Source organism: Natrinema sp. 74, from assembly GCF_046097095.1.
Classification (GTDB): Archaea; Halobacteriota; Halobacteria; order Halobacteriales; family Natrialbaceae; genus Natrinema.
Window position 1 is genome coordinate 575,211 of the sequence record NZ_CP175699.1, and the last position, 13,824, is coordinate 589,034.

General features: G+C 62.3%; 9 protein-coding genes. 7 read left to right on the forward strand and 2 right to left on the reverse strand.

Annotation, left to right across the window (positions count from 1 at the left end; translation table 11 throughout):
- Positions 1–200: 200 nt before the first annotated feature.
- Positions 201–977 (forward strand): ABC transporter ATP-binding protein, encoded by a 777-nt coding sequence (locus ACJ70B_RS20525; protein ID WP_408960294.1) that lies wholly within the window; start codon positions 201–203, stop codon positions 975–977.
- The gene (locus ACJ70B_RS20530) at positions 974–2,584 is read left to right on the forward strand and encodes a hypothetical protein (RefSeq protein WP_408960706.1); all 1,611 of its coding nucleotides are present in this window, start codon (positions 974–976) and stop codon (positions 2,582–2,584) included. Before ACJ70B_RS20525 ends, ACJ70B_RS20530 begins: the two co-directional genes overlap by 4 nt.
- A 647-nt stretch (positions 2,585–3,231) precedes the next feature.
- Here the strand turns inward: ACJ70B_RS20530 and ACJ70B_RS20535 are convergent.
- Complete coding sequence (locus ACJ70B_RS20535; RefSeq protein WP_408960295.1) at positions 3,232–4,494, reverse strand: arylsulfotransferase family protein; 1,263 nt, start codon at positions 4,492–4,494, stop codon at positions 3,232–3,234.
- 310 nt (positions 4,495–4,804) lie between these two features.
- Between ACJ70B_RS20535 and ACJ70B_RS20540 the strand changes: the two genes are divergently transcribed.
- The gene (locus tag ACJ70B_RS20540) at positions 4,805–6,343 is read left to right on the forward strand and encodes a glycosyltransferase family 39 protein (protein ID WP_408960296.1); all 1,539 of its coding nucleotides are present in this window, start codon (positions 4,805–4,807) and stop codon (positions 6,341–6,343) included.
- Positions 6,344–6,661: 318 nt separating this feature from the next.
- Here ACJ70B_RS20540 and ACJ70B_RS20545 read toward each other — a convergent pair whose 3' ends face one another.
- Entirely contained in the window at positions 6,662–7,753 is a 1,092-nt protein-coding gene (locus tag ACJ70B_RS20545; protein WP_408960297.1) for an NAD-dependent epimerase/dehydratase family protein, read from the reverse strand.
- Positions 7,754–8,185: 432 nt separating this feature from the next.
- Here ACJ70B_RS20545 and ACJ70B_RS20550 point away from each other — a divergent pair, with 432 nt between their 5' ends.
- The 4 genes from ACJ70B_RS20550 to ACJ70B_RS20565 all read left to right on the forward strand — a co-directional run bounded on the left by ACJ70B_RS20550 (position 8,186) and on the right by ACJ70B_RS20565 (position 13,720).
- Positions 8,186–9,100 (forward strand): decaprenyl-phosphate phosphoribosyltransferase, encoded by a 915-nt coding sequence (locus ACJ70B_RS20550; protein WP_408960298.1) that lies wholly within the window; start codon positions 8,186–8,188, stop codon positions 9,098–9,100.
- Positions 9,101–9,130: 30 nt separating this feature from the next.
- Positions 9,131–9,817 carry a PHP-associated domain-containing protein gene (locus ACJ70B_RS20555; protein ID WP_408960299.1) on the forward strand — a complete coding sequence of 229 codons (687 nt, stop codon included), beginning with the start codon at positions 9,131–9,133 and terminating at the stop codon, positions 9,815–9,817.
- Complete coding sequence (locus tag ACJ70B_RS20560) at positions 9,814–10,779, forward strand: YbhN family protein (protein ID WP_408960300.1); 966 nt, start codon at positions 9,814–9,816, stop codon at positions 10,777–10,779. Before ACJ70B_RS20555 ends, ACJ70B_RS20560 begins: the two co-directional genes overlap by 4 nt.
- 334 nt (positions 10,780–11,113) lie before the next feature.
- Positions 11,114–13,720, forward strand: a complete 2,607-nt coding sequence (locus ACJ70B_RS20565; protein WP_408960301.1) for a 5'-nucleotidase C-terminal domain-containing protein — start codon at positions 11,114–11,116, stop codon at positions 13,718–13,720.
- Positions 13,721–13,824 lie beyond the last annotated feature (104 nt).

Consider the following 13,824-nt stretch of genomic DNA (forward strand, 5'->3'; position numbering starts at 1 on the left):
CATCCCTCCACTACGCCGAAAACGGCGAGACCGAACCGACGGTGTGACGCAATATGTGGTACGTGGAATCAATCACTGTGCTCAGCATCCACCTGAATCCGAGACGAGAGGTGCTCGTGTAATCTGCGGCAGTAAGCTCTATTCAACTCGATAGTTCCGTAACATATAGGAGATCGTTTCGACAATTATAGCTAATTGAGATGAATTCCACCAACGAAGTCCTCGCTATCCACGCGACTGACCTCCGAAAGACCTACGGCTCCGAGGTGGCGATTGAAAGGGTTTCACTCTCGATTTCGACCGGAACCGTCTACGGGTTTCTCGGCCCGAACGGTGCGGGAAAGACGACGACGATGCGACTCCTGACCGGACTCGCACAACCGTCGAGCGGCACCATCCATGTCTGTGGCGTTGACGTGGCTGACCGGCGTGCACTCGCCCCCCACGTCGGCTACCTTCCCGAAACGCCGCCGCTCTACGAAGCGTTCAGCGCCCGCGAACAACTCGAGTACGTTGCCGATCTCCGAGACATTCCACAAGATATCGCCCGCGACCGAATCGATGACTATCTCGACGAGTTCGATCTGGTCGACGACGCCGACAAGCGGATCGAGGCGTACTCGAAGGGGATGCGACAGAAGACCGCGTTCATCCAGAGCGTCTTGCATGATCCGGACGTCCTGTTTCTGGACGAGCCGACATCCGGCCTCGATCCCCGCGCAGCACGGACAATCCGCGAGTCCATCACCGCCTTTGCCGACGCGGGGATGACCGTGTTCCTGTCGACGCACATCCTCCCGGTCGTCGAGGCCGTCGCCGACGAGGTCGGTGTGTTGTTCGACGGGAGTCTGGTAACTGAAGGAACGCCTGCGGAGGTACAGGCCCGTTCGGAGACGGGCGAAAGCGGGTCGCTCGAGGATGCGTTCCTCGCCGTCACCAGCGAGCACGAGGCGGGAGCGACGGCGGGGGAGAACTGATGATCCAGCGGGACATTCGTCACGGGCTTCGAATTAGTCGCGCGGAATTCGTTCGAAGCCTGCGAGAGTACCTTCGAGATACGCGTCGGTTCGTCGGACTCGGTATCATTATCTTGTTTTTCGGTGGGAATCTCATCTTTGCGCTCCCGGCGGCGTACGCGATCGGTCGAACTGCTCGTTCGGTCACTGCGATTCCGTTCTTCGGGCCAGCCGCGACCGCCATTCCGGTCGTACTCGTTTTGCTCACGATACTCCAGACACTCGAACGGGCAGGGAGTATCGAAGCCGAGGAACTGATCTTGATGACTGTCCATCCGCGAGCAGTGGTTCTCGGGCTCATTATGGCCGAGATCGGCCGGATCTTCCTGTGGTTCGGGCTTCCTATCGGCGCGCTCACAATCGCGTTCGCGTTGGGGCTGGGATCACCACTGCTTGTGGTTACAGCGTGGCTCATCGCTCTCCCGCTGATCTGCTGTACTGCCGTCTGGGGCTACGCGGGTGGTCTCGGCGTGTTACGACTCTTGAGACAGCTTCCCAGCGTCCGTCGGATTTTGAAAGTCGGCGGGACCATCGTGGTGCTCGGTCTCGTCGTCGTCTCGCAGTTTCTTGGCTATTTTGTAGCCGAGCAGAACGTCTCGATCCAGGGCGTCCTCTCGGGGTTCACTTTCGAACCTGTCGTCGACTACGTCGCGCTCGTCTTCGTCGGAACTCCGATCGCCCAACCGACAGCAGCGTCTTCGATTGCAGTGCTCGTGACGCTACTCGCACTGACACCGATTGGACTCACCGTTGCGACCCGACAAGCCGTCTCCCTCTGGTTTTCTACCGCCTCGAGCCAGCGCAAATCACAGCGGGCAACCACGTCGAACGGTGGGTTCACTGCACCTCAGCCGTTTGCCTGGACCAGCGCAGGCCGCATCGCATGGGGGCTTCTCGTTCGGGGTGGCCGACAGCCCCAGCAGTTTAGCCACCTCCAGATGGTCGTGTTCTTCATCGCTCCGCTCGGCGCGACAGTCGCCGGGACATCGGGCGAGGCACTCGGCCAACTCGTCGCCGGAATCGGTGTCGTGCTCGGAACGTACCTCGCAGGAGCGACGTTCGGATTGAACCCGCTTGGCGACGATCGGCCGCAGTTGCCGTTGCTTTTGCTGACGGAGACGGAGCCACAGACCGTCGTCCGGGGACGGCTGCTTGCGGGTATCGCCGTCGGGATTCCAGTCGCGACCCTCGCTCCGGTCGCGTCGATACTCCTCGGAACACCACCGCTGTACGCTCTCGCGTTCGCGGTGGCCGGAATTGGTACGTGTCTCGCCGCGGCGCTGTTTGCGGTCGGAATCGGCGCGGCGTATCCGATCTACGAGGAACGTGAACTCTGGGGCACCAAGTCGGTCGTGCCATCGACGCTCGTACTCATGGTGTATCTGTTCGTCGTCGGTGGCGGTACGGCCCTCGGATTGCTCGCGACCTGGTTCGCAGTTGCAGGGCATTCGGTTCTCACACTAGTGTTCGGTGTCAGCGTCAGTATGTACCTGCTGTTGACCGTCGGCGTATCGTATGGCTCGTATCGGTATGCGATCCGACGCTATCGTCGCTATACCGTAGCGTAGCCTGCCACCGGCTGAGATGAGCAGATAGGTATTTGACATCCTCCTCCGCGTTCACGCGGAGGAATCCCGAGCGGTGGGAGTTTCAGGTTTGCAACCATGGACACCGCCACTTCACGGGAACCCGTTTAACCCAGTCGTCGTGGTCGGTGGCTGTCTAGCCGTGCCAAACGGCTGTTACTCCTATCCTCCATCATGTTCGGACGCCCCGTGTTGTTTTTGCCACGGAGCGTCCGGCAGACTGCGACGGATTCGGAGGTATCCGCGGGCTTGCTCAACCGACGGGCACAGACGAACCCTTCTAGGATTCGTGTTCACCGCGTCGGCATTTCGGATACTGTCTCATTGGGTTGGCGGGTAGACCGCCTCCGAAGGCCGTTCGGAATCCGCTCCGCTCCGACCTGACCTAACCACTGTACAGCGGTTCTTAGAACTTCAAAGTACGGATTGGAAATTCGACTATGCAGTTGTTGGTGGGATTCGTCATCGAGTGGCGGCGCGTATCCACGGCCTGAAGGCCGTGGTATTGCGCCTGTTCAGCGGATAATTTACCTGGTCTGTCAAATTAATCTGTTTCGCCGAGACTCGGGTTTCGCCACTTCCCATTGTCGTGGCGTCTCAGCGTCGAGCGCCCGCCGCGACGTGGCCCATTACTCGTCCGACCGATTCCGCCAGACGAGCGCCAGCCCGGCCACGGCCGTCGGAATCGCCGCCGCGATCACGGCGAGGTGCCACGGGCGAAGCCAGTAGGGAACGCGGACGACGTGAGTCAGCGATTCATGGACCGCGCCGAACAGTGGGAGCCCGCCGTCGAACGGCGAAAACCCGTCTCGGCCACCGGATGACGCCTCGCCGTCGGACGCGACGGCGTCACCGTAGCTCTGCGCGCCGACTCGCTCCCCCTCCGAGAGGCGGTCGGCCTCGTAGACGAGGTGAGGACCGCGGACGCTCCAGACGGTCGAGCCGTCGGGCGCGACCTCGACGACGCGGTGGCGACGGGAGTCGGTGATCAGCGTGTTGCCGTTCTCTAGGCGGTCCGCGTCACGCGGCCAGTCGAACGCGAGCCCGTTGGCCGACGCCATGCTCCAGGCGATGGTCCACCTGTCGTTCTCGCGATGGATCTCGACGATTCGGTCGTTCTCGCTGTCGGCCACGAGCAGGGCGTCGTCACTGAGATACTGGGGATTGTGCTGCCCCTCGAACAGTACCCGGTCGGCTCGCCCGTCGGCGACGCCTTCGATCACCTCGACGACGCCCTCACCGCGCTCGACGATCAGAAGCTCGTCGGCGTTCCTGACCGAGACGAGGTATCGGCCGTCGCCGAGCGTATCGACATCGTTTACGTGGAGCCAGTCGGTCGCCGTGGGGTCCGCAGGCTCGTCGTACCGTTCGCTGGCGTTCCAGCGCCAGGTGACCGATCCGTTTTCGGCCACGGTAATTAGGCGCTCATACTCCATGTCCGCGACGAGGATCTCGCCGGAGGGAAGCGGTTCGACGTCGTGGACCTCGCTGTTCTTGGCACCTCTTACGGGAATTGTCCACTCGCGGACCACCCGCGGGTCCGACCCCGGATCGACGATCTTGAATCCGGTCCGTCCACAAGGCGGGTCGAACCGGCCGCAGTCCTCAACGTCTTCGTACGTCACCGCGACGAGCACGGTTCCGTCGTCGAGACGCGTCGCGTCGAACGCCTTATCGCCGACGTCGATGTTCCAGACGACATCGCCGGTCCCGTCAAACGCCGTCACGACGCCGTCGCTCTGCCCGGTGGCGAGTGTGGCCCCGTCACGCGTATCGTCGGTCTTCTCGATAGGTGGCGCCACCAGAGCGGTGCCGCCGAGTGAGAGTGCGACCGCGGCGACAGCGGCGACGACCAGCGTCCAGCCGACTCGGCGGCGGGAGAGCGATCGCATGACGTGTAGTGCCCACGACCCGCATAATAATCCTTCTCGGATATCCACCTGCTACCGTTCACACTCACGTGACGACGTGAAGGATGAGAGTTCAACAACCCGGCCGATCACGACCCGCGCTTCGTCACCGGACGACCGACTCGAGACCGCGCTCGAGCCTCGGCGCGGCGATCGGAGTTCGCGCCGCGAGAACGGATGGCGGTTTGTGAACCGTCCCGTCCGACGGCCAAGGAGACGGGGAGACGGTCGTTCGGTCGGTGTGTTCTGAGCGCCCGCGAACCTTCATACGCCGGATCGTCGTAAAGGCTCCATGTCGCTGTCCGCCGTGACTGAAGCGGCCGACGAGATAGTCAGGGATCGCTCCCTGCTGGGTGCACCGATCGAACTGTACCCGATTATTCTCCTCGCGGCTGCACTCCGACTGTTCCGGCTCGAGGCCGAGAGTTACTGGCTCGACGAAGCCTTCTCGGTGACCACTGTCCTATCGAATACGCCGTACGAACTGCTGGTTAGTGTGCCGGGGAACGATCCCCATCCACCGTTCTACTATCTCCTTCTGGCCGGCTGGACGGCGGTCTTCGGGGCGGGCGAACTGGCCACGCGATCGCTGTCAGCCGTCGCTGGTATCGCCACCGTCGTGGTCCTCTACGGGATCGGCCGACGACTGTTCGATCGGGAGGTCGGGGCGATCGCAGCGGTGCTCGTCGCCGTCTCTCCGTTTCACGTTTGGTACTCCCAGGAGGTGCGAATGTATAGTCTCCTCGGATTCCTGACCGTACTTTCCTTTTACTGGTTTGTGCGGATGCAGACGGAGAGTCCGCCCGACGGTACCAGTGTGCGGGCCGAGGTCGGATACGTCATCGCCACGGTTCTCCTCGGATATACCCACGTCTTCGGGCTGTTCGCGATACTCGCCCAGAACGCGTACGTCTTCTCTCGGTACCTCGTCCGGATCGTCCCCCGGTCGCGACTGACGGTCCGCCGATGGATCGCCCTCGAGGGGATCACTGCCCTCCTACTCGCCCCGTGGATAGTGCGGTTGTTCCGCCGCACGGTGGCTGCACATGGCGGTGAGACGAGCAACGTTGGATGGATTCCGCTCCCGACGGCCGCGACCATCAGGGAAACGTTCGCCGCGTATCTCGGCGGTCACCTGTTCAGTGAATCGTTTCCATTGCTGCTCTCGCTCGTCACCGTGGGCTGTCTAGTCCTCGCGTTCTCGAGCAACCGGTGGACAGCGACCGACCGTCGAGACGCATCGCTGAACGCCACGTACGTGGTCGTCCTCTGGTTCGTGGTGCCGATACTCGTGCCGGTCGCGCTCTCGCACGTCATTACACCGATCTTCGTAGATCGCTACTCGATCGGAGCGTCGCTTGCGTTTTTTCTCCTGATCGCAAACGGAGTGCGGACCGTCTCCCGGCCGTCGCTTCGGTACGTCATAACCGGGATGCTCCTCATCGGCCTCGCGTTGCCGCTTCCGGCGTACTATCAAAACGACCAGAAAGAACAGTGGCGGGCGGCCGCTACTACCGTCGAATCGAACGTCGATGCCGACGACGTCGTCCTCGTGAGCAGGCCGTTCACCGAGCGGACGTTCGGCTATTACTTCGACCGAGCGGATGTCCCCACAGTTCAAATCGCGCCCGACGCACCGCCGGACGACATACGAGCGTCAGTCGACGGGCACGACGACGTCTGGATCGTCCTCTCGTATACTGATTCGTCGACCAACCGACGTATCCTCCAAGCGGTCGCAAACCACCCCGAGTACGGCGATCCGGCGGCGGTGAACCGGTACAACGGAATCATCGTGATCGGGTTCGACCGGACGTCGAACGACGGCTGAAACCCCGTTGGCAGCGGCACTATCGGCGCACTCTGCGTCAGTCGCTATCGTAACTTTGCCTCGCCTATCTCGGGCGTTTGCTGCTCCCAGTAGATGGTCTGCACCGGCGGGACGTTTCCGTCATCCGGCGTTATTAGGAAGGGGGCCTCTCCCTCCACCTCTGTTTCCTGTTACAGCGTGCGGAGCGTCGACTTCGGAGGCGGGGAGCCGACGTGCCAACTGGTCCCGAGAGAATGGTAGTACTACGATTACGGCAACGGGGACGCCGAGCGTGACGAAGGCGAGCCAGAGAAGCACGTCTCGATACGCGGAGCTATCTTAGATCCGTTGTGAGACCTTCTTCGCGACGGTCAGAGCACCTTGGTCCCACGCAACGCGGTGGTCGAGCCCGGTCTCATCGGCCGCCTCGTCGGCCTCGTAGTGCTTGAGGTACCACTTGTACGTCTCCACGAGCGCCTCGCGGTTGGAGTACTCGGGCTCCCAGCCGAGGCCTTTCAGCTTCTCCACCGAGACGTAGGAGTCCTCGTGAGCCGTCTCGTAGACCCACGGATACAGGGGAGAGAGGTTCAGTTCGTCCAGTATGCGGAGAACCGCGACCGTGAGGAAGGCGGGCGTGCCGATGGTGCGTTTCCCGGTCCCCGCGTAGTCGATGGGTGCCTGGAAATCCGCCTTCATCGTGCCGAACTCGTCGGTTCCGACGTTGAACGTGTCGTTTACCGCCTCCTCGTCGCCGGTGAGCAGCAGTTCGATTGCAGTGACGAGGTCGTGGACGTGCAACAGCTGGTAGCGGTTGTTCCCCCAGCCGACGAGCGGGACGTTCGCGCCGTCTTCGATCCAGTCGAACAGCACCTGAAACACGCCGAGTCGCTGTGGGCCGATGAACGTCTTCGGGCGGAGGATCGGGACGCACAGCCCCATACGACGGAAGTCCTGACAGATCTTCTCGGCCTGAATCTTAGCCTCGCCGTAGGGGCCGACGCCGTCTAACGGCGACTCCTCGGTGATGGGATGTTCGTCGTGGGTTCCATACACCGCGGTCGACGAGATGTAACACACCCGATCGACAGCGTGTTCTCGCGCCGCCCACAGCACGTTCCGCGTCCCGTCGATGGTCGTCTCGCGGATGCGGTCGGCGTCCCATAGCGGGAGCGCAGCAGCCGTGTGCACCACCGCGGAGGCACCGCTCTCCTCGAGTGCGACGGCCACGGAGTCCTCGCTCCGGACGTCCCCCGCGACGTAGTCGATCCCGTCCGTGTCGTCGGCTCCTTCGAAGGGCTTGCGATCGAACGCGGTGACGTTCCACCCCCGATCACGGAAGTGCTGGCACGCGTGAAGGCCGAGAAATCCAGTCCCCCCCGTGACGAGGACCGAGCCGCTCGAGTCGTCGCTGGCGCTCTCACGATCGCTCATCGTGGTATCAAACCGGATGTCACTACGGCGCTACAATAGTGTATCGGCGTTTTGCAGGCGTGTATCGCCGAGTAACCTCGGCGATCGCGACTCCGAAGAACGACGGTGCGAGAGCGCGATCGACGTGTTCGACGAGTGATTGTTGTCCTCGTGACGTCAGTGCCGACGAACTAGCGGTCTACACCGTTAATAGCGTATTACAGACTCTCCCCGACAGCCCGCCGTCGCTCGATCAGACGACGCTGTGAGTCGTCGAACGGCGGTAAGACACTAACTCCCGTTCATCGTCCTAAAAGAGGCTATTGGGCTCATTAATACCTGTTTAGCCGCTACGCTCCCGGTACCCCATCGCCGGTTAGGAGTAGCGTAGCGTCGCCTGGCCGCTGAGAGCAAGTTGGCCCTTTTTGGCGTCCACTGTGGGAGGGTGGAGAGATGGCTCGCGCTCACACCGACGAAACCCGGTTCGTCGGAACCCTCTCGGGTCTACTAAAGGAAATGCGCCCCTGGCAGTGGTACAAACAGAGCGTGTTGCTGCTCGGGCTTGTCTTCTCGAGGAGTCTGTTCGACCCGGTCGCCGCCGCGAACGTCATCCTCGGTATCGTCGCTTTCTGTGCTATCGCCGGCACGACGTATATCGGCAACGACATCCTCGATATCGAGGACGACCGCAACCATCCCCGGAAGAAACACCGCCCCATCGCCAGCGGACAGGTACCGATCGCTGTGGCAGTGTCGTTTGCGTTCCTGCTTTTCGTCGGCGGGCTCGCCGTCTCCTGGTCTCTCGGTCCGCTGTTCCTTCTCGTCGTCTGTACGTACCTCGTCCAGAACACCCTCTACTCGTTGGTCTTAAAGGACATCGTCATCGTCGACGTAATGGTCATCGCAGTCGGCTTCGTCCTGCGAGCCATCGCGGGAGTCGTCGCCATCGACGTCTATCTGAGCCCCTGGCTCGTCGTCTGTACGTTCCTCGGGGCGTTGATGCTCGCCCTCGGCAAGCGCCGCCACGAAATGGTCGTCAGCGACGACCCGGCCGCATCGCGCGCTACCCTCGCCGAGTACACCGAGGAGACACTCGACCAGTTGCTCGTCGTCGTTCTTGCGGCGCTGCTCGTTTCCTATTCGCTCTACACGTTCTTCCGTGGCAACCCGTGGATGATGTCCACGCTCCCGTTCGCCTTTTTCGCGGCCTTTCGCTATCACTTTCTCGCTCACACGCGGGACGTCGGTGGTGACCCGAAGTTCCTCCTCGGGGATCGCCCGTTTCTTGCCAACCTCGCCGTCTGGGGACTTCTCGTCGTCGCAGTCCGTTACGAGATTCCGGTCCGACTCCTCGAGGTGATCGCGTGACAATCTCGATCGATACTGTTCTGTGATACCATGCCACGACGATACGATCTCCAGGTTCACACGGACGCCTCGCCCTGCTCGAGTACGTCTCCCGAGCGCGTAGCCGCTGTCGCTACCGCCGCCGGACTCGACGGTATCGCCGTCACCGACCACGATACGCTCGCCAACGTCGGTGCCGTCCAGAACGCCGTACCGGACGGTTTCGACGTGATCCCCGGGGTCGAAGTGACGACGACCGAAGGTCACCTTCTGGCGCTCGACGTCGCGGAGACGCCGCCTAAACGTGACCCGCTGACGGTGGTCGACCACGTCCACGCTCAGGGGGGCGTCGCCGTCCTCTCGCATCCGTTCGACGCGCTACGACAGTACTACGAGACGGATCTCGACGCCCTCGCCGACGCCGTCGACGGGGTCGAAACGATAAACTCCCGCTGCGTCCGCCACCGATTCAACCAGCGCGCGACAGCGTTTGCGGCCGCCCACGGCCTAGCGGCGACCGGCGGGAGCGACGCTCACTTTCCGATGGAAATCGGTCGCGCGTACACCACCGTCGAGGGCGACGGTTCGATCGTGGACGCCGTCCGCGAAGGGTGCGTGCGGCCGAGCGGTCGCGGACGGTACCTTTCGGGGCACGTCGCGACGAAGTTCCACCAATTCCGTACCGCGACCAACTACGCCGTCACGAACGTTCTGGCAGGGGGGCCCCTACGGAGATGAGCGACTACGGTGCGGCCGTCGCCGACTACGGCCGCACGGTCGTCCGCGACCACGGCGTCTGGCTGACGGCGCTGCTCTCGGTCGTCGCCTTCCTCGGCCTCGCCATCTACGCGAACGTCGGCGATGTACTGAGCGCCCTCGCCGCCGTAAACTGGAGAACGTTTGCGGTCGTCATCGGTCTCACGACCATCGGGTACGGCTTCCGGTTTGCCAAGTGGCACTATTATCTCCGGTATCTCGAGATGGGCGTTCCGCTCGACGCGAGCGCGATCACCTTCTTCAGCGGCCTGATGATGGTGGTCACACCGGGGAAAGCCGGCGAGATTTGGAAAGCGTGGTTTCTCAAGGAGGAACGCGGTGTGTCTGCGAGCGAGACCACCTCCGTCGTCGGCGCTGAACGCATTACTGATCTCATCGCGCTGAGCTCGATGGCTGCGCTCGGACTCCTGGTCTACAGCCGATCGTCGCTCCCTATCGCCGTCGTCCTCGCCACCATCGTGGTCGGGATCGGGCTGCTCCAGTGGCGACGAGCCTGTCTAACGATCCTCGGCCGACTCGAGGCACTTCCGATCGTCGGCGACTACGCGACCGAACTCGAGCGGTTCTACGAGAGTGCGTACCGCCTGTTCCAGGTGCGCCCGCTGATCGTCTCGACGTTGCTTAGCCTCGTGGCGTGGGGGCTAGAGGGCGTCGCGCTCTGGCTGGTCCTCGACGGGTTCGGCCTGGAGGCAAGCGTCGTGATCGGCCTGTTCGTCTTTGGTCTCGGGTCGGTCATCGGCGCGATATCGATGCTTCCCGGCGGTCTCGCGGCGGCGGAGGCGTCGATGGTCGCCGTGTTGCTCACGTTTGGTTACCCCGAAGCCGTTGCGGCCGCCGCTACGATCGTGATTCGCGTGGGGACACTGTGGTACGCCGCGGCGCTCGGCACGACGGTGTTCCTCACGTACACGACGACTCGCTGACCGCCCGCTTCTGCGACCCCCTCGCGGGCACCGCCGAAGCAGTGCAGGTACGAGTCCGCTGTGGGGTTGATTCGCAGTCATTATGACGTGTATTGCCGACCAGCCTGTCTATTCCGTACTATCTCCCTCAACAACAATAGGTGTCTGAGGTACCTATTGTAGCTATTACAGCTATCGATAGCGAAAGCCAGATTGTCAACATGAGTGGGTGGATAGGAATACCTACGGAAACTACATGGCGCTATCGTTGGAACAGGTGTCTTCAAGAGAGATCAATATCCCTCATAGCATATTTCAAGATAGTAACGATCGTAACAATATCTGGGAGTCAGACGTGAGTAACAACCTACAGAGTGATACGTTTCTGGCAGCAGTGACGACGCTGGTACTCGTCGTTTCGTCGGTCGCCGCAGTGGCGCCGGCGGGCGCAATGACCCAGCCACAAACCGTCTCTATCCAAGAGATTCAGCGACCGAACGGCAGTAGCGGAAGTTCACCCTACGCGGGGACCAACGTCACGACGACGGGCACCGTGACGGGAGTTACCGCCGAGAGGTACTATATCCAAAACGGTACTGGACACTATAGCGGTGTCTCCGTCTACACCGGCAGCCAACCGCAGTTCGAACCCGGTGACGTCGTGGAGGTGACGGCGCCGGTAAAGGAGTTCCACGATCAGACCGAGCTCGACGCGACGGTGAGCTCAGCGAGGCAGACGAAGACCGGAACGGCGTCGGTACCAGCAGCGGCCGACCTCGACACCGGCTCGGTCGGTCAGGAAGCCTACGAGGGCGTGCTGGTCGAAGTGCACAACGCGACAGTCACCGCGACACCGGGCCAGTACGGTGAATGGGCGGTCGACGACAGTAGCGGCGATATCGCCGTCGACGACGTGAGCGCCGGCGATGCAGCGACGCCGAACGAAACCGGTGGCACGGTCGATACACTCCGTGGACCAGTGTCATACAGCTTCGGCACGTACAAGATCCAGCCGAAACACGTCGGCACGACCACGCCACCCAGCGACGACGGGAGCAGTGACGACGGAACACCGACAGATAGCACCACGCTGACGGTGCTGTCCTACAACGACCTGCAGACGGCGGCGTCGAACCCCAACGCGACGGGGCGACTCGTCGGTGCGGTGAACGAGCGTCGCGCCGCCCATACCAACCCGACCGTGGTCGTCGGCGGCGGTGACCAGGTGAGTCCGAGTTCGCTCTCGCCGGTAAGCAACTGGACGGTCCCGGTCGCGACGACGAACGTCGCCGATCCGGCGGCCGACGTCGTCGGCAATCACGACCTCGACTACGGCTTCGCCGCCGTCGAGGAATACACCAATGCCTCAGAGTACCCGTGGCTGCTCGCGAACGTTCGCCACGAAGATGGGGGCAGCGTTCCAGGGACGCAGAACTACACCATCGTCGAGCGTGACGGCGTGAAAATCGGGATCGTCGGTCTCGTCGACGAGGCGATCAAATCAAAAACTGCGGTCGACTTCGATGCCAACGGCTACCGCGTCGCCGACTACAGCACAGTAGGCAGCGAGATCGCTACGAAACTCAAAGAGGAGAACGGCGTCGACGTGGTCATCGCCGCGGCCCACATCGGCGTACCCGGTTCGAAAGAACTCGCACGCGAGACCGAGCACATCGACGTGATCGTCACCGGCGATGACGAGGTCGCTTACTCGCCACAGAAGACGGACGAGACGGTCATCATGGAGGCCGAGGGCCGTGCCGCCTATCTCGGCGAACTCAACCTGACTGTCAGCAAGAACGGGTCAGTGGCGATGCAGGACGGTCGTCTGCTGACCGTCGCCGACAACGGGGACATCCCGATCAACGAGACCGCACATAGTATCGTCGCAGACGCTCGTAGCGAGTCCCTCCTGAGGGTTATCGGGAAAACCGAGAGTCGGCTCAACTCGACGTTCGCCGCCAACTACCACGATGAGACCGCCTGGGGAAACGTCATCACGGACGCGTTCCGGAACCAGACCGGCGCTGAGGTAGCGATCACCAACGCCGGCGGCATCCGCGGCAACTTCGTGATCGACCGCGGTAACGTCACCTACGACGACGTGTACACCTCCTTGCCCTTCGGCAACACCCTCGTCACGAAGCGGCTGAACGGCACGGAGTTGACAAACTTACTCGAGAGCCAGGTCGTCACACTGGACTCCGACACTGGCCAGCAACACGGCGCGGAAGCCTCGCTGCAGGTTAGTGGAGTTACGTACGAGTTCGTCCCGCACGAAGGCGCTGAGCCGATCATTCGAGACGTCTCCGTCGGCGGCGAACCGCTTCAGGCGAACGCGACTTACAACGTCACAGTCAACTCCTACATGGCCGGCTGGGACGACCTCGCGGACGAGCCCATGGTCAGCCAGGAGTACACCCTCTACGGAACGGCCGTCGCGAAGTACATCGAGGCCAAGGGAACCATCGCGCCCGAGGACACCAACCGCATTCGCCGCGTCGACCGCGAGGTTGGCGCTGAGTGGTTGTTCCCGGGCGGCGGCAAACAGATTCCGATCCACTACGAGGTGCCCGACACGGTCGACAGCGTCAATGCTTCCACCGTTCAGATCGAGAACGCAACGACCGGGACGCTCCAGGCAGAACGCGTCACCTTCACCGGCGACGATCTGGTGATGTACTTCGACCGCGAAGCGTTCGCCACGCTCGCTACCGGCAGTACTGATCTCCAGGTCTACGCCAAGTACAACGACTCTGTGTACGACTCACAGTTCGTCTACTTCGACAACGCCGTGCTCAACGGTGACCTCGAGAACTGGCAGCGCTATGCAGATGACGGTCGAGACGAGGACGATGACCGGTGCGGTCCGCCGTGGGCCGGCGCGGGCGACGAGGATCACGGGCCGCCGTGGGCTGACGATGAGGACGACCGTCGCCCGCCGCGGTCGAGTGGCGAGTAAGAATTAGAGGAACCCGACGTAATTTGCAGCTCACCCTGGCTATCATGGTAGCCACTGACCGTCACTGCACACCCGATCGCTGGCTGGCATTGCGATCAGTGTGT